This is a genomic window from Staphylococcus sp. EG-SA-14, assembly GCF_017151935.1.
Classification (GTDB): domain Bacteria; phylum Bacillota; class Bacilli; order Staphylococcales; family Staphylococcaceae; genus Staphylococcus; species Staphylococcus aureus.
The window spans coordinates 1-25,040 of sequence record NZ_JACVZM010000006.1; the positions used below are offsets into that span (position 1 = coordinate 1).

At 29.8% G+C, this 25,040-nt stretch carries 28 protein-coding genes and 5 pseudogenes; 2 read left to right on the forward strand and 31 right to left on the reverse strand.

The window, feature by feature from the left end; translation table 11 throughout:
• The 28 genes and pseudogenes from adhP to IDG63_RS05610 form a co-directional block, all read right to left on the reverse strand.
• The coding region (gene adhP / locus IDG63_RS05480) for an alcohol dehydrogenase AdhP (RefSeq protein WP_206176371.1) at positions 1-659 on the reverse strand (659 nt) is incomplete at its 3' end.
• 498 nt (positions 660-1,157) lie between these two features.
• Positions 1,158-1,679, reverse strand: coding sequence for a YwhD family protein (locus IDG63_RS05485; RefSeq protein ID WP_001788287.1), 522 nt, complete (start codon positions 1,677-1,679; stop codon positions 1,158-1,160).
• Positions 1,680-1,706: 27 nt separating this feature from the next.
• Positions 1,707-3,002: an HD domain-containing protein gene (locus tag IDG63_RS05490; protein WP_000180230.1), complete on the reverse strand. Its 1,296-nt coding sequence runs from the start codon at positions 3,000-3,002 to the stop codon at positions 1,707-1,709.
• 39 nt (positions 3,003-3,041) lie between these two features.
• The gene (locus tag IDG63_RS05495; RefSeq protein ID WP_000477507.1) at positions 3,042-3,518 is read right to left on the reverse strand and encodes a GNAT family N-acetyltransferase; all 477 of its coding nucleotides are present in this window, start codon (positions 3,516-3,518) and stop codon (positions 3,042-3,044) included.
• Between the two features lie 168 nt (positions 3,519-3,686).
• The gene (locus IDG63_RS05500; protein WP_000633788.1) at positions 3,687-4,223 is read right to left on the reverse strand and encodes a flavodoxin family protein; all 537 of its coding nucleotides are present in this window, start codon (positions 4,221-4,223) and stop codon (positions 3,687-3,689) included.
• 178 nt (positions 4,224-4,401) lie between these two features.
• Entirely contained in the window at positions 4,402-5,340 is a 939-nt protein-coding gene (locus tag IDG63_RS05505) for an aldo/keto reductase (protein ID WP_000808895.1), read from the reverse strand.
• Between the two features lie 269 nt (positions 5,341-5,609).
• Positions 5,610-6,235, reverse strand: a pseudogene (locus IDG63_RS05510) (DUF443 family protein).
• A pseudogene (locus IDG63_RS05515) lies at positions 6,236-6,453 on the reverse strand (T7SS effector LXG polymorphic toxin); the annotation flags it as partial.
• A 16-nt stretch (positions 6,454-6,469) separates the two neighbouring features.
• The gene (locus IDG63_RS05520; protein WP_000882175.1) at positions 6,470-7,105 is read right to left on the reverse strand and encodes a DUF443 domain-containing protein; all 636 of its coding nucleotides are present in this window, start codon (positions 7,103-7,105) and stop codon (positions 6,470-6,472) included.
• Between the two features lie 123 nt (positions 7,106-7,228).
• Positions 7,229-7,858, reverse strand: a complete 630-nt coding sequence (locus IDG63_RS05525; protein WP_000923036.1) for a DUF443 domain-containing protein — start codon at positions 7,856-7,858, stop codon at positions 7,229-7,231.
• 452 nt (positions 7,859-8,310) lie between these two features.
• Positions 8,311-8,939, reverse strand: a pseudogene (locus IDG63_RS05530) (DUF443 family protein).
• 46 nt (positions 8,940-8,985) lie between these two features.
• The gene (locus IDG63_RS05535) at positions 8,986-9,627 is read right to left on the reverse strand and encodes a DUF443 domain-containing protein (protein ID WP_001793603.1); all 642 of its coding nucleotides are present in this window, start codon (positions 9,625-9,627) and stop codon (positions 8,986-8,988) included.
• Between the two features lie 130 nt (positions 9,628-9,757).
• Entirely contained in the window at positions 9,758-10,378 is a 621-nt protein-coding gene (locus tag IDG63_RS05540) for a DUF443 family protein (RefSeq protein WP_000882093.1), read from the reverse strand.
• Positions 10,379-10,400: 22 nt separating this feature from the next.
• Complete coding sequence (locus IDG63_RS05545; RefSeq protein WP_001788281.1) at positions 10,401-10,517, reverse strand: hypothetical protein; 117 nt, start codon at positions 10,515-10,517, stop codon at positions 10,401-10,403.
• A 56-nt stretch (positions 10,518-10,573) separates the two neighbouring features.
• Positions 10,574-11,203: a DUF443 domain-containing protein gene (locus tag IDG63_RS05550; protein ID WP_000882147.1), complete on the reverse strand. Its 630-nt coding sequence runs from the start codon at positions 11,201-11,203 to the stop codon at positions 10,574-10,576.
• Between the two features lie 74 nt (positions 11,204-11,277).
• Positions 11,278-11,895, reverse strand: a complete 618-nt coding sequence (locus tag IDG63_RS05555; RefSeq protein WP_000882168.1) for a DUF443 family protein — start codon at positions 11,893-11,895, stop codon at positions 11,278-11,280.
• Between the two features lie 87 nt (positions 11,896-11,982).
• Positions 11,983-12,615 carry a DUF443 domain-containing protein gene (locus IDG63_RS05560; RefSeq protein WP_023915719.1) on the reverse strand — a complete coding sequence of 211 codons (633 nt, stop codon included), beginning with the start codon at positions 12,613-12,615 and terminating at the stop codon, positions 11,983-11,985.
• Between the two features lie 135 nt (positions 12,616-12,750).
• Positions 12,751-13,377, reverse strand: coding sequence for a DUF443 family protein (locus IDG63_RS05565; protein WP_000881985.1), 627 nt, complete (start codon positions 13,375-13,377; stop codon positions 12,751-12,753).
• Positions 13,378-13,451: 74 nt separating this feature from the next.
• Complete coding sequence (locus IDG63_RS05570) at positions 13,452-14,072, reverse strand: DUF443 domain-containing protein (protein ID WP_000882161.1); 621 nt, start codon at positions 14,070-14,072, stop codon at positions 13,452-13,454.
• A 186-nt stretch (positions 14,073-14,258) separates the two neighbouring features.
• A pseudogene (locus tag IDG63_RS05575) lies at positions 14,259-14,884 on the reverse strand (DUF443 family protein).
• 3 nt (positions 14,885-14,887) lie between these two features.
• Positions 14,888-15,169 (reverse strand): hypothetical protein, encoded by a 282-nt coding sequence (locus IDG63_RS05580; protein WP_000560951.1) that lies wholly within the window; start codon positions 15,167-15,169, stop codon positions 14,888-14,890.
• A gap of 201 nt (positions 15,170-15,370) precedes the next feature.
• Entirely contained in the window at positions 15,371-15,994 is a 624-nt protein-coding gene (locus IDG63_RS05585) for a DUF443 domain-containing protein (protein WP_001808156.1), read from the reverse strand.
• A gap of 3 nt (positions 15,995-15,997) precedes the next feature.
• Positions 15,998-16,273: pseudogene (locus IDG63_RS14675) on the reverse strand (T7SS effector LXG polymorphic toxin); the annotation flags it as partial.
• A gap of 95 nt (positions 16,274-16,368) precedes the next feature.
• Positions 16,369-17,007, reverse strand: coding sequence for a DUF443 domain-containing protein (locus IDG63_RS05590; RefSeq protein ID WP_000881996.1), 639 nt, complete (start codon positions 17,005-17,007; stop codon positions 16,369-16,371).
• A gap of 268 nt (positions 17,008-17,275) precedes the next feature.
• Positions 17,276-17,830, reverse strand: coding sequence for a DUF443 family protein (locus IDG63_RS05595; RefSeq protein ID WP_001641346.1), 555 nt, complete (start codon positions 17,828-17,830; stop codon positions 17,276-17,278).
• A 160-nt stretch (positions 17,831-17,990) separates the two neighbouring features.
• Positions 17,991-18,623 carry a DUF443 family protein gene (locus IDG63_RS05600; RefSeq protein ID WP_000965161.1) on the reverse strand — a complete coding sequence of 211 codons (633 nt, stop codon included), beginning with the start codon at positions 18,621-18,623 and terminating at the stop codon, positions 17,991-17,993.
• A gap of 3 nt (positions 18,624-18,626) precedes the next feature.
• Complete coding sequence (locus IDG63_RS05605) at positions 18,627-20,024, reverse strand: T7SS effector LXG polymorphic toxin (RefSeq protein WP_000020792.1); 1,398 nt, start codon at positions 20,022-20,024, stop codon at positions 18,627-18,629.
• 465 nt (positions 20,025-20,489) lie between these two features.
• Positions 20,490-20,591 carry a hypothetical protein gene (locus IDG63_RS05610; protein ID WP_001788276.1) on the reverse strand — a complete coding sequence of 34 codons (102 nt, stop codon included), beginning with the start codon at positions 20,589-20,591 and terminating at the stop codon, positions 20,490-20,492.
• A 57-nt stretch (positions 20,592-20,648) separates the two neighbouring features.
• On the opposite strand from IDG63_RS05610, the gene hypR reads away from it, so the two are divergent.
• Together hypR and merA are read left to right on the forward strand one after the other, a co-directional pair.
• Positions 20,649-21,089 (forward strand): redox-sensitive transcriptional regulator HypR, encoded by a 441-nt coding sequence (gene hypR / locus IDG63_RS05615; RefSeq protein ID WP_001047249.1) that lies wholly within the window; start codon positions 20,649-20,651, stop codon positions 21,087-21,089.
• Positions 21,076-22,398 carry a hypothiocyanous acid reductase MerA gene (gene merA, locus IDG63_RS05620; protein WP_000860576.1) on the forward strand — a complete coding sequence of 441 codons (1,323 nt, stop codon included), beginning with the start codon at positions 21,076-21,078 and terminating at the stop codon, positions 22,396-22,398. The genes hypR and merA overlap by 14 nt, the downstream gene beginning before the upstream one ends.
• Before the next feature lie 51 nt (positions 22,399-22,449).
• Here merA and IDG63_RS05625 read toward each other — a convergent pair whose 3' ends face one another.
• The 3 genes from IDG63_RS05625 to mvaD all read right to left on the reverse strand — a co-directional run bounded on the left by IDG63_RS05625 (position 22,450) and on the right by mvaD (position 25,040).
• Positions 22,450-22,791, reverse strand: a complete 342-nt coding sequence (locus IDG63_RS05625) for a YuzB family protein (protein ID WP_000798967.1) — start codon at positions 22,789-22,791, stop codon at positions 22,450-22,452.
• A 176-nt stretch (positions 22,792-22,967) separates the two neighbouring features.
• A complete protein-coding gene (locus IDG63_RS05630; RefSeq protein ID WP_000616883.1) occupies positions 22,968-24,044 on the reverse strand; it encodes a phosphomevalonate kinase in 1,077 nt (358 codons plus the stop codon).
• A 12-nt stretch (positions 24,045-24,056) separates the two neighbouring features.
• The gene (gene mvaD / locus IDG63_RS05635) at positions 24,057-25,040 is read right to left on the reverse strand and encodes a diphosphomevalonate decarboxylase (protein WP_000597335.1); all 984 of its coding nucleotides are present in this window, start codon (positions 25,038-25,040) and stop codon (positions 24,057-24,059) included.

Below are 25,040 nucleotides of genomic sequence, written 5' to 3' on the forward strand. Positions count from 1 at the left end.
GCAACTGGATCAACATCTTTAGAATTAATAATAGCATCAGCACCTAATTCTTTCGCGAATGCTAATTTATCATCATTGATGTCGAAGGCAACAATTTTAGCCCCCATAACGTTTTTAGCATATTGTAAAGCTAGGTTACCTAAACCACCTATACCAAAAACACCTAACCATTGTCCAGGTTTTACATTACTTACTTTTACAGCTTTATAAGTTGTCACACCTGCGCATGTAATAGAAGACGCTGCTGCTGGATCTAATTTTTCAGGTACTTTCACAGCATAGTCTGCAGTAACAATAACTTGTTCAGCCATTGCACCATCTACTGTATAACCAGCATTTTTCACACTACGGCAAAGTGTTTCACGACCTGTTGTACAATATTCACATCTTCCACAGCTTTCGAACATCCAAGCGATAGACACACGGTCTCCAATTTTTAATGATTCTACATCTTCCGCAACTTCGATGACTTTACCAATACCTTCATGACCTAAAGTAACGCCTGTAACATCACCAAAATCAGCATTCTTAACATGTAAATCGGTATGACAAACGCCACAATATTCCGTTTGTACCAACGCTTCACCAGGTTTTAAAGCTCTTAACTTTTTGTCCTCAATACTTACTTTGTGATCTTTCGTTACAACTGCTGCTCTCATAATAATGTCCTCCTTATAGTCACTCCAGTATGTATGATATTAATTGGCGATTACTTTCAAAAAAGAAAACGAATAATTATAGATGTAATTTTTATTTGTAATAGACGCCAGATTAAAACATACTACTGTGACCTTGATTTTAGTTAGATATCAACCGTTAACTTTTAACGTTTCCCTAGTTAATATGTTAAAAGAAATGACATAATCGATATGCTAACGTGTAATTTTTACTTCACATATATTTATTTAAAGATAATTTATAATACTCTTATCTTCACTCTTATTATAATGTGAATTAATTCACAAAGTATATAGCTATGATCAAAAAAATGTGTCAGTTATTCAAATTTTTTATTAACTACAGATTAATTTAATTTCAAAAAAATTAAAAAAACTCCCAACCAATCTAAGACTTTATTTTCACCTCAAGATTTACGTCGTCATTGAGAAATGAATCATATCTTTATAGATTAATTGGGAAATTTTAGTTTCTAATATTTAATTAAATGCTTGATGTAAAGCATCAGAAGAATGCTTCCACATACCTTCATCATGGTTCATTAAAAAGTCTTTTAAAATAGCTTTATTCTCGTCACCAATTTGATCAATGATAATATGATGTTTCATTGATTTATCCATCATATTAACATGTTCAGGCATACTTTTATAACCACGACGAATTGCTTTATTCACTAATAAATAGCACGCTGTTAAACCAGCATAATATGGTCCTTGTTCATTACGTTCTGTTGTTACCCAACACAACCAATATTCTTTAGCTTCATCGCCTTCAACAGCAGCTTTATCAGTAATCCATTTCACGCCTTTTTCAACTTTGGCGCGAGCATGCATGCCTCCAATATCAATAAATGCTTCTTTGTTAGCAACATCGATAAAAACTGGTGCAATATTGTCTAAGCTAATTGAACCAATATTTGTACCTTTATGACCATCTAGAGGGTCATTTTTTATGATATTAAAATTAAAGCCTTTTTTCTCAGACAATGATATAACCTCCATATTTAACGATAACAATTTTAGTCCTGTTTAATTAAGCTCATTAATCAAATTTTCAATAGCTTCTCTAATTGTCTTATCTTTAATCTTTGCAACCATTTCTCTAGGATAATATAATTTATAGTCTTGGCGATTAATGCCTGTAATACTATGAATGACTAATGATTGATTGCTTATTTCTCTAATCGTACCATCTTGTCTTAATAAATGAATCGGTTTGCGATTTGACCCAGGTCGATCATAGTCATATGGCAAATCCGAAAATGCTTCACTCACAAAATAATAATCTGGATTAATACCACCTGCTTCAAACAGTTCTTGCAGTTCTGATATTGTAATAATTGAGCCATCAAATGGAATATATTTAAATAAGTCTCGATTAATAAATCGACTTGCTAAATCACTTAAAATGGCATCATCTTCTTTTGTCCATTTTTCCAAATAATACGTAACTACCGCTTCATCGAGTTCAACATATTGTTCAATCGTAACTGTCTCTTCAAAAAATGGAATAAAATCATGTGGATGCAACTTAAATTCATAGCCTTCATTATAAAGCTGTTTTGCGCGTTTCAAACAATTATTAAGCAGCACTTCTCCACCACGACTAACTGGGTGGAAATAAATCTGCCAATACATTTGATAACGACTCATAATAAAGTTTTCAACTGCATGCATACCACTTTCTTTGATTAGTACTTCATCTTTAGAAGGTCGCATTAATCTTAAAATACGTTCCATATCAAAAGCACCATATGATACACCTGTGAAATACGCATCACGTTGTAAATAATCCATTCTATCCGCATCGATTTGTGACGAAATCATCGAAATGACCAATTTATTATGATGCGTTTTATTAATTACTTCCGCAACTTCTCTTGGAAACTCAGGCGCCACTTTACGTAATACAGCATTCACCTCAGTATCTCCAGTAATAATCGCTTGTGTGTATGCTTCATGGTCTGTATTAAATATTTTTTCAAAACTATGTGAAAATGGACCATGTCCTAAATCATGTAATAATGCAGCACATAATGCCAACGGTCTATCTTTATTGTCCCATGCATCATGACCAATAAATGACTCATCAATTAATCGTCTAACTATTTCATACACACCTAAAGAATGTCCAAAACGACTATGTTCTGCTGTGTGAAAAGATAGGTACAGTGTTCCTAGTTGTCTAATTCGACGTAACCTTTGGAATTCCTTAGTTTTAATTAAATCCCATATCAATTGATCTTCAACATGAATATATCGATGTATCGGGTCTTTAAAAACTTTTTCTTCTACTAATTTTAAATCTACATATGCGTTAGTCATTATTCCCCTCCTTTTCGTTTAATATAATATTTAATTTACTTAAAATGCTTTGTACATAAGTGCTAAGTCTAACTTTTCGCCATACATTTCTGGCTGATAAGAGCGTAAGATTGTAAAACCTTGCTCTTTATAGTAAGCTACTGCTTCTTCATTTTTATTATCTACTTCTAAATAAACACCTTCAAATTTATCTTCAAAACGTGATAATCCTCCATTTAACAATGCTGTACCATAACCTGTATGTTGCGATTCTGGTTTAACATAATGAGCTGATAAATATAATTCTTCACCGTAAATAAAGTTAGCAAAGCCAACAATGTCATTACCTTCTTCAACGACTAAGAATAATTGTTCTTGAAGTCTTTTCTTTAAATGATGTTCATTATATGAAGCTTCTAACAAGTGATTAACCGTTGTCGCAGCGTATATATTTAAGTATGTATTAAACCAAGCTTTAGTTGCGACATCTCTAATTTGAACAACATCTTTTTCAGTTGCTTGTCTTACCTTGAACATGACTTTCTCCCCTTATTAACAAGTTTTAATAACGGCATTATACCACAACTTGCTCAATACTTAATAAACAATGATTGTCTATTCAATTTATATATTTATATTTTACGTTAAAATTAAAAATAAAAAATAACGAAGCAAAAAATCACTTCGTTTAGTATGAGGTATGTCTTATTGCAATATACTATTCCACTCAGTTGCACGTGCTAAGGCATAGTTGTCTTTCATGATGTCACCAGGCTTTTCAGCAGTTCCAATAATATAACCATTTAAAGTGGCACCTAAAAAGTCTAAACTATATTTCATTTGCGTAATTGCTGGCTTCGCTTTTATTTTTGGACAATCTCCACCAACTAAAATAACTCTAAAATCCTTTTCGGCCATTTGTGCCTTAAAATTAGGATATCGTTTATCTTGTAATGTTTCTGACCAATGTTCGATAAATGCTTTCAATGGTGCTGAAATGCTATACCAATACACTGGTGATGCAAAAATAATTGTATCACTAGCCAATATTTTATCTAGAATTGGCAAATAGTCATCGTCATATGAAGTAATAGTCTCTACTGTATGTCTCACGTCACGTATCGGTTTAAACTGATGTTGTGTCACGTCAATCCATTGATACTCTAAATCTTGCAAAGCGAATTTTGTTAATTGTGCAGTATTACCGTTTGGTCTACTCCCACCAAACAAAACAGTAATCATTTTAGCCTAACCTCACTTTTGATTAATAAATATCTGTGTTTTTCGTTACCTAATTATACTATCATAAGCTTTACCTACCGAATAGTAAAACGCTTACAAATTTATATAACGTCGTTTGTGATACGGGGCTAATTCATGATGAAATTAGATACATATGTCACCATTAAATACAATTCATTTAGTCTTCAATTGGAAACAGTTCATCGATATATTGAATCTCATCATCTGATAAAACGATATCTGCAGTTTTAATATTTTCAATGACTTGTTCTGCACGTTTTGCACCAGGAATAATCACATCGATAGCTGGTCTCGTTAAATAAAATGCTAATACAATGTTCGCAATTGAAGTTTGATGTGCTGCAGCTATGCTTTCCAAAGCTTTTACGCGACGCACATTTTCTTCAAATACACCTGGTTTAAAATCACGACGTGTAGTACGATGGTCACTAAATTTAGTGTTCTCATCATATTTTCCAGCTAAAATACCGGATGCTAATGGGAAATATGGAATAAATGTGATTTGGTGATCAACACAATATTGTAATACTGCCTCATTTTCGCGATGCAATAAATTATATTCTAACTGTACAACATCAACGTAACCATCTTTATTTGCTTCTTTAAGTTGATCTAATGTGAAATTTGATACACCAATGGCTTTAATCTTCCCTTGTTCCTTAAGCTCTTGTAATGCTGCAACTGCTTGATCTTTCGGAGTGTTGTCATCAGGAAAATGAATATAATATAAATCGATATAATCAGTTTGTAGACGTTTCAAACTATTCTCAACTTGTTGTTTTAAATATTCCGGTTGATTGTTCTGATGTACTTCTTGATTTTCATCAAATTCATGAGACCCTTTCGTAGCAATTTTAATTTGCTCTCGCGGATATTCCTTAACAACTTCTCCAACCAATTCTTCTGATCGTTCTGGCCCATAAATATATGCCGTATCTAATAAATTAATACCATGATTAATGGCTTGACGAACAACATCTTTTCCTTGTTCTTCATCTAAGTTCGGATATAAATTATGCCCACCTACTGCGTTCGTCCCAAGTGCGATTGGAAACACTTCAACATCAGATTTACCTAAGTTTACAAATTGCTTCATTAGACCCAGCTCCTTATCTTTATAACTTTTCCACTATCACACTACCATGATTTAATACAACTTCCAAATGTTAGAATTAGAGCTTGAATTTAAGCGGTGTAATAGGAAAACGTTATATAAAACTCAGTTAAAATAAGTATTGCTTAAATTGATATGCATATAGCGCTATTGCTCGTTGACCTTTAAATTACATGTACTTTTGAATCAGAAATTGAAAAACATTTAAGAACGACAATATTAAAGCCATTACAAATTTAATTTGGTAATTTCTATTGGTTTTTAAGTATGACATGAATGTTTTTATCTATAATTAAAGCTATATTAACTAGAAAAAAAACCATTATAACTGCAATCCAAACAAAATATACTATTATGTTTTGATAACTCATTGATAATAGTGCATCTAGGAATAGCATAGTCAATCCGCCAAATAAAATATATCCAAATAATGTGAAACAAACATTTTTTAGTGTAGGTATTAAAAAAATTTTTGACCTTTTATTTTTAGTATTATAAATATTTAAAGATGATTTTTTAATTAGGCGTACATAAAATATTAAAATCCCTATAAATGTGATGCAACATATGGCAATAACTAATTTCTTATCTAGTTGAATATCAAGTAAATGTGTATACTTTCTTAATGTAACTCCCAGCAAAGCAGAGCTACCTGCAACTGGCCAAAAAACATTTTTTTAGCAGGTTTAACAATATTTAAATCGTCAAATTCTTTTTTACTGATTTTGACATATCTTTTTGGGATGAACCAATTGATAAATGGAAAAAATAAACTAATCCAAGTGCTTATTATATCGATCATTAAGTACTCATCATTATATTTAATAATTCTGTATTTAGGATTTTTATTGATGATTTTAGATTCGCATAGCAACATTTACCAGCTCCATTTCTTAGGGCTTATATGATTAGAAATACTTTTTGAAGCTTCACCATGACATTTTCAACACCATCTACTGTTTTTTCTGCAGATTTTTCTACAGCATCTATACCAACGTCTAGTTTATGTCCTATCCAATCGTTTTTATCTTTTATTCCAAATTCATTTTTTTGATTGGTCCAATATACAAGTATTGCCGAAATAGAACCTGCAGTAAATCCAGCTAAACCATCATTTTTCCACCGTGTTAGTTTTAGATAATACATAAATTTTTTTGTCAATAATCGATGACATGTTTAACAGAAAGAAACCTGCAGTCATTACCAACCAACCAATAAAGCCTATTATATTTTGAGGATTTAAAGTTAATAACATACTTAGAGCCATTATTGAAAGACCGCCAAATAAAAAATAATAAAATATTGTGAAACAAAAGTTTTTTAATGAAGGAAATAAAATTATTTTCCCTTTACTAGAGTTATTATTATAAATTTCCAACCTTAGCTTACGATTCAGAAATAAAAAAAGTATTAAAACACCCAGAAATATTGCACAACATATTACAATCACCATGTTTTTCTCTAATTGAATATTAAGTGAAGGAATATATTTTCTAAACGTAACTCCGAACAAAATAGTACTACCTGCAACTGGCCAAAAAGCTTTATTTTTAACAGGTTTGACAATGTTTAAATCGTCAAAATCTTTTTCGCTGATTTTGACGTACTTTTTTGGAATCAGCCAATTAATCATTGGGAAAAAGAGTGCTAACCATGTACTTACTAAATCAATCATCAAATATTCATCTTTGTATTTGATAATTCTATATTTGGGATTCTTATTAATATTTTCAGTTTCACAAAGCAATGTCTCCACTTCTTTTCAATTGGTTTTATATTGATACACTTTCATATACATTAGAAGTCATTTAAATTCTACTAGCGTCTTAAAAGGATTGTGTCGACAACATTTAGAATATTTTAAATGTAATCAATTATTTTTCATTATAACGCGAACTTTTTCATTACCTATCGAAGTCATATTTAACAAAAAGAAAAGCATTGTCATCATAATCCAATAAATAAATATTATTATATTTTGAGGTTCGATTGTCATAAGGGCAATTAATGAAAATATTGAAAAACTTCCAGCGAAAATATATCCGAAAACTAAAAAACAGCCAAGTTTAAACGTTGGTATTAATATAACTCTCTTATTTTTTTCAATATTTGTATCAAACACTTTTAACTTAAGCTTTCTATTTAAGTTAAAATAAAAAACTATAACACAAATTAAAGCGAGAGCACACAATATCATTACAACTAGCTTATCTAATTGAACATCAAAAACATGTATGTATTTCCTTAAAGTAACTCCAAACAAAACCGAACTTCCTATAACTGACCAGAAAACATTATTTTTATTTGGTTTAACAACATTTAAATTTTCAAATTCTTCTTCGCTAATTATCGCGTACTTTTTTGGAATGAACCAATTAATGAAAGGAAAAAAGTACACGAACCAAGTGCTTACTAAATCGACTAATAAGTATTCACCGTTATGTTGAATGACTTTGTATTTCGGATTTTTATAAATGACTCTGACATCGCAAAGCAACATTTACCACTCCCGTTTCATTAGTTTTAAATGATCCCCAATACTTTTTGTACCTTCACCAACTATCGTTCCAACACTATCTACAGCTTTTTCTGTGGTATTTTTAAACAGCGTCTATTTAATGTCTTATCCAATTAGTTTTATCTCTTAATCCAAATTTATTAGTATGAAAAGTCCAATTTTTAAGAATTGTCTAAACAGATTCCGCAACAAAACCAGCTAAAACCGTCCATACTATTGGATTAAAAACGCCAATGTTATAAGAGCTATCATACAAAATAACACGCTCTATATTTCATTTTTAAATTAAAACAGTTTTTTCCTTTATCAATCACAATGGGCATTTTCACTTGGTATATTCAAACATTACTATCTATTTTCCTGATTTAAGATATGATTATATTTTTTTGAACCACCGTTTAAATATGCGATACTACCAATTTCGATCATTTTTACTACTCGTTTATTCTTAAAATAACATGAACATTTTTATTACCTATCGAAGCCATATTCACTAAAAAGAAAAACATCGTGATAATAACCCAAGTTAAAAATATTATTATATTTTGTGACTCTGTCGTCAAAAGAATGGTTAAAGTAAATATTGAAGCGCTTCCTAAAAAAAGTACGCAAAAACTATTAACAATCCTTGTTTGAAAGTCGGTATTAATACAACTCTATTCTTATTAACCACGTTGGTATTAAAAATTTTTAATGTTAATTTTTTATTTAGATAAAAATAAAAAATTAACATCCCTATTAACATGATAAAAAATACAGTGATTGCTAGTTGTTTTTCAAACTGAACATTAAAGAAGTTACCGTACTTTCTCAATATAATTCCAAATAGAACTGAACTTCCTGCAACCGGCCAAAAAACATTATTTTTAACAGGCTCGACTATATTTAACCTTTCAAATTCATTTTCGCTAATTTTTGCGTATTTTTTGGGCAAAAACCAATTAATCATAGGGAAAAAATAAGTAATCCAAGTACTTACTAAATCGACCATGAAATATTCATTATTATATCTAATAACTCGATATTTAGGATTTTTATAAATTTGTCTAGATTCACAAAGCACTGTTTACCACCCCTAATTAACAATTGAAAACTAACTAAATTTGTAACTATTTATTAGACTTTAAGAATATATGTACTTTTTTATCTATAATTGAATGCATATTCATAAACATAAATAGCATAGTCATGAAAAGCCAAGAAACATATAAGATTAAATTTTGCACATTTTCAAATACCAACAAGTAAAATGCCCCATAAGACATGAAACCAGTAAATAGGTAATAAAAAATTGTGAAACAAATATTTTTAAAGGAGGGTAATAATCTTAATTTAAGTTCATTATTTTTACTTTCATTATAAATATTTAATGTTAATTTCTTATTTAGATAACAATAAAAAAATATAATCTCTAAAAACCCAATGAAACAGCTGCTCCAAACAATTAGTTCTTCTAATTGAAAATCAAATAAATAAGTATTTCTTCTTACAGTACCACCAAGTAACACAATACCCGCGAATATGGTCCATCCTATCGATTTATTTTTAACTGGTTTGACAATATTTAATTTTTCATAATCATTCTTAGTGATTTTGACATATGTTTTCGGTATGAGCCAGTTAATAAATGGAAAGAAGAAGACAATCCAATTACTTGCCAAATCAATCATTAAATATTCACTATCGTATTTGATTATTCGATATTTAGGGTTTTTATTAATAACTTTAGATTCGCAAAGCAATGTCTCCACATCCCTTTAATTTTATGTGTAATACATTTTTCGATACTTCAAAAGACATTCAAATACTATCAAGTTACTGTCATCAAAGGTTTTATTAACTGATATTTTCATATTTTTAATCTGAATTTAGTACTTTCACTTAATTTTTAAGTATGACATGAATGTTTTTATCTATAATTAAAGCTATATTCACTAGAAAAAAACCCATTATTGCTGTAATCCAAGCAAAATATACTATTATGTTTTGATAACTCATTGATAATAGAGCATATGAGAAAATCACTGTCCATAAAATAAAAAAAGCATATCTAAACAATGTTAAACAAAAATTTTTTAGTGTTGGTATTAAGATAATTTTTGACCTTTTATTTTTAGTATTATAAATATTTAAAGATGATTTTTTAATTAGGCGTACATAAAATGTTAAAATCCCTATAAATGTGATACAACATATAGCAATAACTAATTTTCTATCAAGTTGAGTGTCAAGTAAATGTGTATACTTTCTTAATGTAACTGCGAATAAAGTAGAGATACCTGCAACTGGCCAAAAAACATTCTTTTTAGCAGGTTTCACAATATTTAAATTTTCAAACTCTTCTCTACTAATTTTGACGTATCTTTTGGTGATGAACCAATTAATAAAAGGAAAAAACAAACTAATCCAAGTGCTTATTATATCGATCATTAAGTACTCATCATTATATTTAATAATTCTATATTTTGGGTTTTTATTGATGATTTTAGATTCGCATAGCATTGATTATCAATTCCACCTTATTCTAATTATTTTTTATTTGAAGAGTGGCTAACATAATATAATTAGTTATTAATTCGCTTTTTATAACTTTAGCTGTTTTATTTCCCTGTTCTAAGATAGCTCCTCGATTTAAAATCATTGCTTTTTATGAACCAACATTTAAGTATCCGATACTACCTAAGTTAATCAATTTTACTACTTATTTGTTTTTAAAATAACATGAATATTTTTATCTAAAACCGATGACATATTCAGTAGAAAGAAGCATGCAGTCATGCCAATTAAAGCAAGAAATTCTATTATATTTTGAGGGGATGAAGTTACTAACATACTCAGAGCCATTGTTGACAATCCACCAAATAATATATAAGCAAATAAGGATAAACAAATATTTTTAAATGTAGGTATTAATATGATCTTTTCGTTATTACTTTTATTTTTATCAAAAATATGTAACTTCAATTTTGTATTTATATATATAAACAATGCGAAAACACCTAGAAGTATCATACAGCATGTTAATATAACTATTTCTTTTTCTAAATGGATGTTAAGCAAATAGATATATTTTCTTGTTAAGGTTGTTAATAACACTGCAAATCCTGCAACAGGCCAGAAAGTATTATTTTTAGCGGGTTTGACAATATTTAAACTTTCAAATTCTTCTCTACTAATTTTCGCGTACTTTTTGGGAATAAACCAATTAATCATGGGCAAAAAATAAGCAATCCAAGTACTTACTAAATCAACCATGAAATATTCATTATTGTATTTAATAATTCTATATTTAGGGTTTTGATTAATGACTCTAGATTCGCAAAGCACTGTTTATCACTTCCACCTTATTCAAATTATTTTTTATTTGAAGAACGGCCAATACAATATAATTAGTTATTTATTCACCTTTTTATAACTTTGACTGTTTTATTGACAATGAGTGTTATATTCATCAAGAAAAACAACATTAACCCCATACCCCAAGCTATAAAAGTTATTAAATTCTGGTTTTCTAATGTCAGCAACATGCTTAAAGCTAATATTGACATGCCTCCAATCAACAAATAGCCATATAATATAAGAACAGCATTTTTTAATGTTGGTACTAAAATTATTTTTTGTTCTTCTTTTTTATTATCGAAAACTTTCAATTTTAATTTTCGATTCAGAAGCACAAAAAAGATTAAAATACATAGAAATACAACGAAGCATATAAATATAACCGATCTTTTTTCTAATTGAATATTAAGTAAGTGTATGTACTTTCTGGAAGTAGCACCTAGTAGGATTGTTCCTCCTACAACAGGCCAAAAATTTTTATTTTTAACTGGCTTAACAGTGTTCAGTTTTTCATACTCTTCTCTACTAATTTTGGCGCACCTTTTTGGAATGAACCAATTAATAAATGGAAAAAAGTATACAAGCCAAGTGCTTATTACATCGACCATTAAATACTCATCATCATACTTAATAACTCTGTATTTCGGATTTTTATTGATAATTTCGGTTTCACAAAGCAATAATTATCACTTCCTATTAACAACAAATTCACACAGCTATATTATCGTTTCTGTTTCTCAAAACACTTGTGCCCTTTTGTATCAAAATTAATGTTTATATGGCCTTAAATATATAACATGAATCTTTTTGTCTATTATTGAAGACATATTTAAAAAGAAAAATAGCATTGTCATAATAACCCAAGCAATAAATACTATAATATTTTGGATAGATAAACTAATCAAAACATCTAAGAACATGATTGATAATCCACCACAGAAAAAATAAGAAAATAGTACAAAACAAAGATTCTTGAATGAAGGGAAAATCATAATTTTTCCATTGCTACTCCGATTATTATAGATAGATAACTTTACTTTCTGATTTAAATATATATAAAACACTAGAATACTTAATAATAAAACCGAACATATGATAATAACGCAATTTTTTTCTAAATGAGAATCAGGTATATATATTTTATCTCTAAACATAGTGCCAAATAAAAGTATGCTACCTATAGCTGGCCATAAAGCTTTATTTTTAACTGGTTTGACAATATTTAAATTATCAAAATCTTCTCTGCTGATTTGGACATATTTTTTTGGGATTAACCAATTAATAAACGGAAAGAACAAAACTAACCATGTGCTTACTAAATCAATCATCAGATAGTCGTTTTTATATTTAATAATTCTATATCTGGGATTTTTGTTAATAATATTAGATTCGTAAAGCAAAATTTACCACTTCCGTCTCGTTGGTTTTATATCTAATACACTTTCAGATACTTTATAAGTGTTTTGTATTTTAGTAACATACTATTTTCCTGTTTATTACTTAACTTACGAACTACAATCTAAGTTTAGTAATTACTATTGCTTTTTAAGTTTGGCATAAACCTTTTTATTACTAATTGAGCCCATGCTTATTAGAAAGAAAAAAATTGTAATAATAATCCACATAATAAATACCAGTAGATTTTGAGGTTTTATAGTCATTAGCCATATTAAAAATAATATAGAACAACCTTCTAATAATAGATATGTGAAAACTATAAAACTTCCATCTTTAAAAGTAGGCACTAATATAACCTTATTTTCATTATCTAGATTATCATCATATATCTTTAGTTTAAGCTTTTTATTTAAGTAAATGTAAAATGCTGCAATACCTATAAATCCTATAAAACATAAAGATATTAAAATCTTATTATCTAATTGAACTTCAAACGTATGTACATATTTCCGTAAAATAACTACAAATAAAAACGAACTACCAGTAACTGGCCAGAAAATATTATTTTTATTTTGTTTATCAACATTTAAATTTTCAAGTTCCTTCTCACTAAGTTTTGCATACCTTTTGGGAATGAACCAATTAATAAAAGGAAAAAAGTATACAAGCCAAGTGCTTACTAAATCAATTAACAAATACTCATCATTATATTGAACGACTTTATATCTCGGATTTTTATTAATAACCTTAATATCACATAGCATTGTTTATCACTTCCTACTTTTACTTAGTAATCTTTATTTGAAGAACGGCTAACATAATATTGTTAGTCATTTTTCTACCTTTTTATAACATTTACTTTTTTATTGACTACCAAAGCTACATTACTAAGTAAGAACATTATTACAAGCATAATCCAAGTAATAAATAAAATGATGTTTTGAATACCTTCTGTGATAAACATATAAAAAGCAAGTATGCTTAAACTACCAAAAATAATATACGAAAGGAGCATTAAGCATAAATTTTTAAAAGTTGGTATTAAAATTATCTTTTCATCACAGTTATTTCTATCATAAACGTTTAACTTAGATTTCGAATTAATATATAAAGCCGAAAGGAAAACCCCCAAAAGTACGAGAGAGCATAAAATATTCACAGCAATTTGATTAATTTGTATATTTAACAACTGTATATATTTTCTCGTCAATACTGCCAATAAAACTGATCCCCCACCTGCTATCCATCCAGCTGAACTACTATTTTTCGGTGTAAATGTATTTAATTCTTCAAACTCACTTTGACTAATCTTCGCAAATTTCTTAGGTACACCCCAATTAAGCATTGGAATGAAAAAGAAAATCCAAGAACTAGTTACATCAATCATTAAATACTCGTTCTTATATTTTATAATTTTATATCTCGGGTTCTTATTTATATTCCAGGACTCACATAACATTTTTATCTCGCCCACTTCATATCTTTTTAAGTTCAAACAATTAATCAGCTATTCTCATGATTTTAGAATATTGAATATATTGCTAAGTTAAAATATTATTGTTTGATATCCTTTATAATATGCGGATTTTTATAACTTCCATGCTAAAACTTTAATGCTCTCAATTGACTTTAAATTTAGCGATTGCTAATGCTTTTTAAGTATGACACGAACATTTCCACCGATTATTGATGACCTGTTAACAAAAAAGAAACATGACGTCGTTACAATCCAACCAAGAAATCCTATTATATTTTGAGAATCCATTGTTAATAATATATTTAGAGATAAAATTGAAAAGCTGCCAAAAAATATATAAGCAAACAAAGATATAAATATATTTTTTAACGTAGGTATTAATATGATTTTTTCGTTTTCACCTTTATTTTTGTCCCAAATATGTAGTTTTAGTTTTTGGTTCAAGTATAAAAAGCATGTTATTACACATAGAAATATGACAAAACATATGATTATTACTGTTTTTTTGTCTAAATGGGTATTGAGCAAATAAATATATTTTTTCGACAAGGTTACAAGTAAAACTAAAGCGCCTGTAACAGGCCAAAAAGCATTATTTCTAACTGGTTTAAAAATGTTTAAGACATAAATTCTTCCTTGCTAATTTTGACGTAATTTTTAGGGATAAACCAATTGATCATTGGAAGAAAAAATACTATCCAACTACTTGCTAAATCAACCATCAAATATTCATCATTATACTTAATAATTCTATATTTTGGATTTTTGTTGATAATTTTAAATTCGCAAAGCAAAACTCACCACGCCCATTTCATTGGATTTATATGATTACTAATGTTGTTTGTAGCTTCACCAATGGTACTTTCAATACCTTCTACAATTTCATCTGCGAATTTTTCTATTACATCTATATTGTCATCCGTTTTATAACATATCCATTCAGTTTTATCTCTTAATCCAAATTTATTTGTTTGATGATCCCAATTTACAAGTATTGCCGAAACAGAACCTGCAGTATATCTTGGTAAAACTCCCCATCCTACTGGATTACTAGCGAGCAATATTATAAGAGCTATCATACAAAATAACACGCTCTAAATTTAATTATTAAAATAAAACAGGGCTACCTTTATCAATTGAAAAGGACATTGAAATGCAATATAATCAAACATTATTTTTGGTTTTCTTGTTCTAAGATAAGTTCACGATTTAAAATCATCATTTTTGTGAATCACTTTTTAAATATACAATGCTACCAATTGCGATTATTTTTCACCTCATTATTTTTTAAATATGACATGAACATTTTTGTTACCTATCGAAGCCATATTCACTAGAAAGAAAAGCATTGTCATTATAATCCAAGCAATAAATACTATTATATTCTGGGAATCTAAAGTTATTAACATGCATAGACTCATTATTGAAAAAAATCCCGAAAATAAATAAGAAAATAGTACAAAACAAAAATGTTTGAAAGTAGGTAGTAGCATAATTTTTTCTTTATGTTCTTTATTTTTATTAAAAACTTTTAATTTTAATTTTTGATTTAATTTCATAAAAAAGATTAAAATACTTAAGAATGTTATAAAACATATGGTAATAACTAAACTTTTTTCTAGTTGGATATCGAGCAAATGAGTATACTTTCTGAACGTAACTCCAAATAAAATTGAGCCACCTGCAGCTGGCCAAAAAGCTCTATTTTTAGTAGGTTTAACAATGTTTAAGACATCAAATTCTTCCTTACTAATCTTTACGTATTTTTTTGGGATTAACCAATTCATCATTGGAAGGAGTAATGTTAGCCAGTTATTTGCTAAGTCAACAATCAAATACTCCTCGTTATATTTAATAATCCTGTATTTTGGGTTTTTATTAATGACTCGAGATTCACAAAGCAATGTTTACCACATCCATTTCACTGGATTAATATGTTTACCGATACTTTTTGTAGCTTCACCCACTGTATTTTCTACACTATCTATGGTAACTTCTGCGGATTCTTTTACAACGTCTATGCCATCGTCTATTTTGTGACCTACCCAATCTGTTTTATCCTGTAATCCAAGTTTATTTGTTTGATAAGCTCAATCTGCAAACATGTCAGCAAGAGAGGGAAAAGCTAATACACCAACAACCGCCCATCCAATTGGATTGCTAGCAAGCAATATTATGAGAGCTATCAGACAAAATAACACGCTCTAAATTGCTATTTTAAAATTGAACTAGTGCTTTTTTGAACCACCTTTTAAATATGCAATTCTAGCTAATTTAATCACTTCTCAACCTCTTTTGACCTTAGTATTGCGTATACATTTTTATCGATAATTGAAGACCTGTTTGCTATAAAGAAAGCAGCAATCATACCAAACAAAGCTAAGAATCCTATTATATTTTGAGGATTTAAGGTCATCAACATACTTAAAAGCATTATTGAAAAGCCACCGAAAAACACATAGGCAATTAGGGATAAGCAAATATTTTTAAATGTAGGGATTAATATGATTTTATCGTTATCATTTTTATTGTCCTCAAACATATGCAGCTTTAGTTTTTTATTTAAATATAAAAATAATGTAAAAACAGCTAGAAATATCATGCAACATATGGCAATAACCAAGTTTTTTTCTAATTGAATATTAAGAAATTGAGTATATTTCCTGAATGTAACTCCAAATAAAACTGAGCCACCTGCAGCTGGCCAAAAAGCATTATTTTTAACAGGTTTTACAATCTTTAAATTTTCAAATTCTTCTTTACTAATCTTCACGTATTTTTTAGGGATTAACCAATTCATCATTGGAAGAAATAAAGTTAACCAGGTACTTACTAAATCGATCATCAAATATTCATCATTATATTTAATAATTCTATATTTAGGATTCTTATTAACCACTTCAACGTCGCAAAGCAATGTCTTCACTTCCATTTGATTTTATGTGTAATACATTTTTTCGATACTTCAGAAGACTTTTAAATATTACTAATTTACTGCCATTAAAAATTTTATTCATTGTTATTTGCATATTTATAATCTGAATTTAGTAATTTCACTCAGATTTTAAATTATGTCCTTTTTTCCCTTAAAAACCCCACTCCTACGTTAATAGGTGTTGTTGTTTTGATTGTTAGCGTTTTTTTGATACCTTCTAAATGAATAAGTAAAGTTTTGTTTATATATTTCATTTGCCATTTTCTTTTATTATGACATGGACTTTCGAGTCAGAAATTGATAAAACATTTAAAAAAGAGAATATTAGAATCATAGCAACTTCAGTTAGAAATACTATGATGTTTTGATTTTCATAATAAAAGGTGACAATGATTGTAAATATTGATATTAATCCTATAAAGACAAAAGCAAACGACGTAAATATAAAGCTTTTCCATGTCGGGATTAGCATTAAAGTCCTGTACTCATTTTGATGAAAATTCTTAATTGTTAACTTTTTATTTATATACAATCTAAACAAAATGATAAAAAGAATTATCAAAAGACTTATACTAATGTTTATATACCTTTCAATTTGTAAATCTAATAAACTAATATACTTTCTAAAAATCACAGTCAATAATACAGAGAATCCTATATACCAATTTAAAGCTGAATTTTTTTGAGGCTTTATAGTATCTAGTTTTTCTACCTCTTTAACACTTAACTTAACTCCTTTTTTGGGTATAAACCAATTGATCATTGGCAATAGATAAGATATGTAATTACTCGATAAATCTATCATGAAATATTCATCATTGTATTTTATAATTCTATATTTTGCATTTTTTATCTATAATTCTAGATTCGCAAAGCAATAATTATCACTTCCTATTAACAACAAATTCACACAACTATATTATCGTTTCTGTTTCTCAAAAAACTTGTGCCCTTTTGTATCAAAATTAATATTTATATGACCTTAAATATATAACATGAATCTTTTTGTCTATTATTGAAGACATATTTATAAAGAAAAATAGCATTGTCATAATAACCCAAGCAATAAATACTATAATATTTTGGATAGATAAACTAATCAAAACATCTAAGAACATGATTGATAATCCACCACAGAAAAAATAAGAAAATAGCACAAAGCAAAGATTCTTGAATGATGGAAAAATCATAATTTTTCCATTGCTACTCCGATTATTATAGATAGATAACTTTACTTTCTGATTTAAATATATATAAAACACTAGAATACTTAATAATAAAACCGAACAAATGATAATAACGCAATTTTTTTCTAAATGAGAATCAGGTATATATATTTTATCTCTAAACATAGTGCCAAATAAAAGTATGCTACCTATAACTGGCCATAAAGCTTTATTTTTAACTGGTTTAACAATATTTAAATTATCAAACTCTTCTCTGCTGATTTGGACATATTTTTTTGGTATTAACCAATTAATAAACGGAAAGAACAAAACTAACCAGGTGCTTACTAAATCAATCATCAGATAGTCGTTTTTATATTTAATAATTCTATATCTGGGATTTTTGTTAATAATATTAGATTCGTAAAGCAAAATTTACCAGCTCCATTTCATAGGGTTTAAATGATTAGAGATACTTTTTGTAGCTTCACCAACACTATCTACGGCTTTTTCTGTAGATTTTTTAACAACATCAATACTATCGTCTATTTTATGTCCTACCCAGTCTGTTTTATCTTTTATACCATTCCAATTGCTTTGATATGCCCAATCCGCTGCTTTTGATACTAATGTTCCAGCCACAAAGCCACCTATAACAGCCCACCCAACTGGATTACTACCTAATAATATCGATGCACCAACTGTTACAACAGCTCCTGCTCCTGATCCAGCTGCAAGCGTCATACCATTATGCGACAACGCCTCCCCAAATGTTTTATCATCGTTTGCCATATCATCATACATACCTATACCAAATCCTACACCTGCAACACCTTTACCTAGGTATTTTCCGCCTTTTGCAAATTTACTACCATTTTCTATAAACACATTACCTGATGTACGTTTGACTTCCACAAATGAATTTGGACCGGCTGGGCCTTTCACTCCACCTACTGTATTTATAAATACACCGAATTTACTTGCATTTATACCGCCTTGCTCTAAAAGTGTTGATGTGATATCTAATCCTATATCTCTTTTAATACTGTCTTTATTGTCATTTATATATTTCATTATACTTTTCGGGATATCTTCTTCTGGATGCTCTTTGGCATATGCCTTTATAACAGCAAAGTCTGCTTTATTTAAAGTTTCTTTCTCTGCTTTTTGTTCAATTTTCCCCATAGCAACTTTCAAATATTTTTCATGACTTGCTTTGGCCCAATCAAGTTCTTTAGCTGAAGGAATATTAAATTGATTTGTTGAAAAGTTCCAAAAATTTTGCGCTTGAGTAAGTCCTTGTTGTACAATTTTTTGAAATTCTTCAACTTCTTTAAATATTTCTGGTGATTTTTGATTAAACTCACGCAATTTGCGTAGCTTCTCTTCTAATTCATGTTTTTGTTGACCTAATGTTTGTATTATTTGTTGGTTCGATGAAATGGCTTGCTGATTATCGGAAGCATGCTTTTTCAAATTGTTATTCAAATTTTCATATCGCGTAATTTGTTGACTTAATGATCTGATATCTTCTTCAAGCTCTGATTCTTTTAAAGATATGCTATCAACCTCACTCGTATAACGTGACACAAAATTATCGCAAGCTTGCTTCGTTAAATCACTCAATGTTTTCATACTTGTTGATAATGGAATTAACACCGTACTAAAAAATTGCTTAGCTGACGTATACGCTTTCCCTTTAAGCGCATCATCATTGATAAATTGAGTAATTGCTTTTTCCAACGCATCATAATTTGAATTCATTGTTTGACTCAAATTCCCCACACTTGAAGCTTGGTTTCGAGATCTGTCTAAATACATGTCAATACTCATCGGCATGCTCCTTTTTCAAAAATATATGATTTTCAAACTATTTAAAATCAAATGCTTTTTACATCTACAAAGTTGTAAAATTTTAAAACTCGGCGATGATTATTTCTTATGTAAAGGAGTCTAGATGCAGGTAAATTGAGATAACATGTCGCCTTTTTTCTTATTTTAGCATATGGATATAATGGTGTCTTTGTATATTCGCAATTAATCAATAAAAATTATCTTTCAATATTTTAATTTTATTGCGACAACATCCTTAACATTAAATATATTAATATCTCAAAATATATTCACTATTAAAATATGTCATCAGTTGTTAAAAGTATTTCCTCATCATGCGAAATATCAAAACGTATCTAAAATACGAATAAGTTTATACAATCACACAACATCATCATTCAAAATTTTATTGCTCTCATTTTCAATATTCATTTCATATCTATCAGTTCATACATAATTAAAATTTCAATTGTGCAATCTCACCGTTAATGCATCAACTTTCAAACAATAAATCATCACAATAACCACACCTAATTCAACACTTTTCAAACATAAGTATTGACACATTGAGCAAAATGATTTTTAATTGTAACTAATACAGTTACAATTATGAGGTGAGAAACATTGAATTTAGAATTTAACATTGCCGTGCATGTATTAGCTTTTTTAACTAAGCATCATTCAGAAAAATTCAATAGTAGTTCATTAGCAGAATTAACTTGTTTAAATCCTGTTCAATTACGACGCGTGACGACTCAACTTGTCGATTTAAAAATGATTAACACAATACGGGGTAAAGATGGTGGTTATTTAGCAAATGATCGTAGCGCTGATGTCTCTCTAGCAACATTATATAAACATTTTGTCTTAGAGAAAGAACATCACACACGACTATTTACTGGCGACGAAGGCAGTCACTGTCAAATTGCTCGTAATATTGCAACTACTATGTCACATTATCAGCAAGACGAACAGAATATCATTATTAATTTTTATAAAGGAAAAACAATCAAAGATGTCATTGAAGACATTCAAAAGGAGGATTTATGTCATGAAAACATATGATTTAATTGTAATAGGATTTGGGAAAGCTGGTAAAACTTTAGCCAAATATGCTGCATCAACAGGTCAACACGTCGCAGTTATCGAACAATCTCCGAAAATGTATGGAGGCACTTGTATAAACATAGGATGTATTGCTTCAAAGACACTTGTACATGATGGATTAGAAGGCAAATCTTTTGAAGCAAGTTATAACCGTAAAAACGATGTTGTCAATGCGCTAAACAATAAAAATTACCATTTATTAGCAGACGATAACAACATTGATGTACTGGATTTTAAAGCGCAGTTTAAATCTAATACTGAAGTGAATTTATTAGATCAGCATGACGATATCGCCGATAGTATTACTGCACCTCATATCATTATTAATACTGGTGCTACCTCTGTCATTCCTAACATTAAAGGCCTTGATCAAGCTAAACACGTCTTCGATTCAACAGGTTTATTAAACATTAACTATCAACCTAAGCACCTCGTTATTGTAGGTGGCGGTTATATCGCCTTAGAATTTGCTTCAATGTTTGCGAATTTAGGTAGTAAGGTTACAGTATTAGAACGTGGTGAATCATTTATGCCACGTGAAGATCAAGATGTCGTTGCACATGCTATTACTGACTTAGAAAATAAAGGCATTGCATTGTATACAAATGTTGAAACGACTGAATTGTCATCTGACAATCATCATACAACAGTCCATACTAACGTTGGTAACTTTGAGGCTGATGCAGTACTTTTGGCTATCGGTCGCAAACCGAATACGGATTTAGCTTTAGAAAATACTGATATCGAATTAGGCGACAGAGGCGAAATTAAAGTCAATGCTCATCTTCAAACAACTGTACCGCATATTTATGCTGCAGGTGATGTTAAAGGCGGACTTCAATTTACGTATATATCTTTAGACGATTATCGAATTATCAAATCAGCGTTATATGGTAATCAGTCACGTACGACTGACAATAGAGGTAGCGTGCCTTATACAGTATTTATAGATCCACCATTATCACGTGTTGGATTAACTAGTAAAGAAGCTGCCGCTCAACATTATGATTACACTGAACATCAACTTTTAGTAAGTGCTATACCTCGTCACAAAATTAACAATGATCCAAGAGGTTTATTTAAAGTAGTCATTAATAATGAAAATAATATGATTTTAGGTGCTACATTATATGGTAAGCAATCTGAAGAATTAATTAATATAATTAAACTTGCGATTGATCAAAACATTCCATATACCGTATTACGAGATAATATTTATACGCATCCTACGATGGCCGAATCATTTAATGATTTATTTAATTTCTAGACAAAACATAAAAACCTGGTGGCACGCATTGAATGATGCTGCCATCAGGCTTTATTGTTGTGCTTTTCGCTTTTCTAATTTTTCTTTAAGCTTTCTATCTTGTTCTTCTTTACGACGTTTACGTTCTTCATGTCGTTTTCTTAAACGCTCTTCTTCTTCAGGATCACGTGGTTTCTTTAATTGTTGAGAAACTTTTTCGATTAATTCTTCTTCAGTAAGCGCAGCCAGTGGGCGGTTATTAACAAAAGTGAATGTTTTTCGGCGTCCAGGTCCACAATAAGATTGACAACCTATCACGATTTCAGCATCGGGATCTAATTTTTCCAACTTCTTTTGTAACGTTCTTATATTGACTGCCTGACATTCATCACAAATAAGGAATGTATTTTTCATATTGCTACCCACCTTTCTTTATCATATCTATATCGTCGATTTCATTAATTTTTTCGTTAACTCTATCTATTTTACTCTTTTTAATATTTTTTTCAAGATACGTAACACGGCTGGCAATAAAAAATGGAGCATTTATCTTCTAATTAAATTAGATGATTGCTCCCCTATCAAATCATTTATTGCCCATGATAAATATTAAATTTTAATGGTTTAATACCATGTTTTGTCCATTCATCATAAATTTTTTCTTTATCTACATCTTTATTGATAATTGTAATACCACAGTCTCCACCACCAGCGCCTGATGTTTTAGATGCGCCGTGATACTTTTCAGCAATATCACACAAATATTTTAGCTTTTCAGTTTCTATATCAACTGTAGCTTCTTTATCCATACGTTGAATAATTGTACGATTCTGACGCACCATCTTTTGCACACCTTTAATGTTATTTGTTTTAAAAGCATGAATAAGTTTTTCAACACAATGATGTGAATCTTCTAAGAAGTCACCGTAAAATGAAGGATCTGATTTCAAACGTTTCACTTCGCTAACAAAGTGTGGTGATGACGCCGGTGAGCCAGTCCAACCGATAAGTACTTCCATATTTTCAGGTGCTTGCAATGGTTCGATGTGCAATCCAGGCCAGTTTTTGATTAAAACTTCTTCAACCGTAGTATCTTCAATTTGATGCTTAACCCATTCATGATCAAAAGTACTATACGCTAACCATCCACTATATACACTCACAGCAATATCTCCGCATGAACTTAAACTTTGTAACTTCATATTTGCAATCACTGCTAGTTTATAAATGTATAAATTAGATAACTTCATATCATAAAATTCATTTAATACTTTTATAACTGACACAAGTACTGCTGCACTTGAACCTAATCCATATTTATGACCATTTGAATCATCTAAATTACTATCAATAGTCAGATGAAAATGCTTCATCGCTATATCGCAACTTTTCGCGTATTGTTCAAATATTTCAATAGCTGTGACCACATAATTTAATTGTTTTGCTGCATGTGGATCTGAAATGACAATACTATCTTCATCTCTACTAAATGTAACTGGGTTATGATGTAATGCTTTTGAATGAATGGTACCTTTATATTGGTCTGCTTCTTCAATAGTAGCAGTTACAAAACGATCTAACGCAATAAGTACAGATTTATATCCTGGTTCTGTTACAGCATATTCTCCAGCAATATAAAGTTTTCCGGGTGCTTTGACCTGAATCATTTTATCTCTTCCTTACTCAATTATTTCAATTCCTGTGGCAATAATGTCACTATCAATAATTTGGTTATTATCAAACTGTGTTAATAATTTATCTATAATCTGTTGCTTGTTTTTCTTTTCTACAAGTATTTTCACATTAGGTCCCGCATCCATTGTAAAATAACACGGATACCCCGCTTCTCGGCATTCGTGAACAAGCGCCATGACATCATAACTTTCTTGCACAAGATATGTGAACGGCGGTGTTGATCCTAGATTCGTGGCATGCATACGCAAACCATTTTCTTCAATTACTTCACCAAGGCGTTTAAAATCTTTGTCTTGAATCGCTGCTTTTGCTTCAGCTAAATCTTCATCAATATGATCTAACCAATATTGATAAAACCTTGATGTGTTTCGTGTCAATGACATACCATATCGACTAGGTACCTTTTTAGAATGTTGATTAATCACAACAAATATCATGGCAAGGTCATCTTCAAAATGATTCGATTCAAGTGGAACGGCATATGACGTCTCATCACTATACCCTTTTTCCCATTCTGCAAATCCACCATAAATACTACGCGACGCAGAACCCGAACCAATTCGCGCCAATCTCGATAAATCCTTATCTGACAGCTGCATGTCTAGCGCTTGATTACAAGCTGCTGCTAAAGCTGCATATGCGCTTGCCGATGAAGCCAACCCTGCTGCTGTTGGTACAAAATTGTCGCTTTCAATTTCTGCATACCAATCGATGCCAGCTCTATTTCTGACAATATCCATATATTTTGAAATTTTCTCTAATTCTTTGCCACTAACCTTTTCACCATTCAACCAAAATTGATCCTGTGTTAACTGGTCGTTAAAAGTGACTTTCGTTTCAGTGTAAAATTTTTCTAATGTAACAGATATGCTATTATTCATTGGAATGATTAGTGCTTCATCTTTTTTACCCCAATATTTTATAAGTGCAATATTCGTATGTGCACGTGCTTTGCCACTTTTAATCAA

Excerpts from the sequence above, each read along its gene's own strand:
- IDG63_RS05485 (WP_001788287.1), bottom strand. The coding sequence starts at position 1,679 with ATGGAGGTTATATCATTGTCTGAGAAAAAAGGCTTTAATTTTAATATC.
- IDG63_RS05505 (WP_000808895.1), bottom strand. The coding sequence starts at position 5,340 with ATGAAGCAATTTGTAAACTTAGGTAAATCTGATGTTGAAGTGTTTCCA.
- merA (WP_000860576.1), top strand. The coding sequence starts at position 21,076 with ATGAAAACATATGATTTAATTGTAATAGGATTTGGGAAAGCTGGTAAA.
- IDG63_RS05565 (WP_000881985.1), bottom strand. The coding sequence starts at position 13,377 with ATGCTATGTGATATTAAGGTTATTAATAAAAATCCGAGATATAAAGTC.
- IDG63_RS05495 (WP_000477507.1), bottom strand. The coding sequence starts at position 3,518 with ATGTTCAAGGTAAGACAAGCAACTGAAAAAGATGTTGTTCAAATTAGA.
- IDG63_RS05625 (WP_000798967.1), bottom strand. The coding sequence starts at position 22,791 with ATGAAAAATACATTCCTTATTTGTGATGAATGTCAGGCAGTCAATATA.
- IDG63_RS05605 (WP_000020792.1), bottom strand. The coding sequence starts at position 20,024 with ATGAGTATTGACATGTATTTAGACAGATCTCGAAACCAAGCTTCAAGT.
- IDG63_RS05490 (WP_000180230.1), bottom strand. The coding sequence starts at position 3,002 with ATGACTAACGCATATGTAGATTTAAAATTAGTAGAAGAAAAAGTTTTT.
- IDG63_RS05570 (WP_000882161.1), bottom strand. The coding sequence starts at position 14,072 with ATGTTATGTGAGTCCTGGAATATAAATAAGAACCCGAGATATAAAATT.
- IDG63_RS05630 (WP_000616883.1), bottom strand. The coding sequence starts at position 24,044 with ATGATTCAGGTCAAAGCACCCGGAAAACTTTATATTGCTGGAGAATAT.
- IDG63_RS05610 (WP_001788276.1), bottom strand. The coding sequence starts at position 20,591 with ATGTGTCAATACTTATGTTTGAAAAGTGTTGAATTAGGTGTGGTTATT.
- IDG63_RS05545 (WP_001788281.1), bottom strand. The coding sequence starts at position 10,517 with ATGATTTTAAATCGAGGAGCTATCTTAGAACAGGGAAATAAAACAGCT.
- IDG63_RS05540 (WP_000882093.1), bottom strand. The coding sequence starts at position 10,378 with ATGCTATGCGAATCTAAAATCATCAATAAAAACCCAAAATATAGAATT.
- IDG63_RS05580 (WP_000560951.1), bottom strand. The coding sequence starts at position 15,169 with ATGATAGCTCTTATAATATTGCTCGCTAGTAATCCAGTAGGATGGGGA.
- IDG63_RS05500 (WP_000633788.1), bottom strand. The coding sequence starts at position 4,223 with ATGATTACTGTTTTGTTTGGTGGGAGTAGACCAAACGGTAATACTGCA.
- IDG63_RS05525 (WP_000923036.1), bottom strand. The coding sequence starts at position 7,858 with ATGTTGCTTTGCGATGTCAGAGTCATTTATAAAAATCCGAAATACAAA.
- IDG63_RS05595 (WP_001641346.1), bottom strand. The coding sequence starts at position 17,830 with ATGATAGATTTATCGAGTAATTACATATCTTATCTATTGCCAATGATC.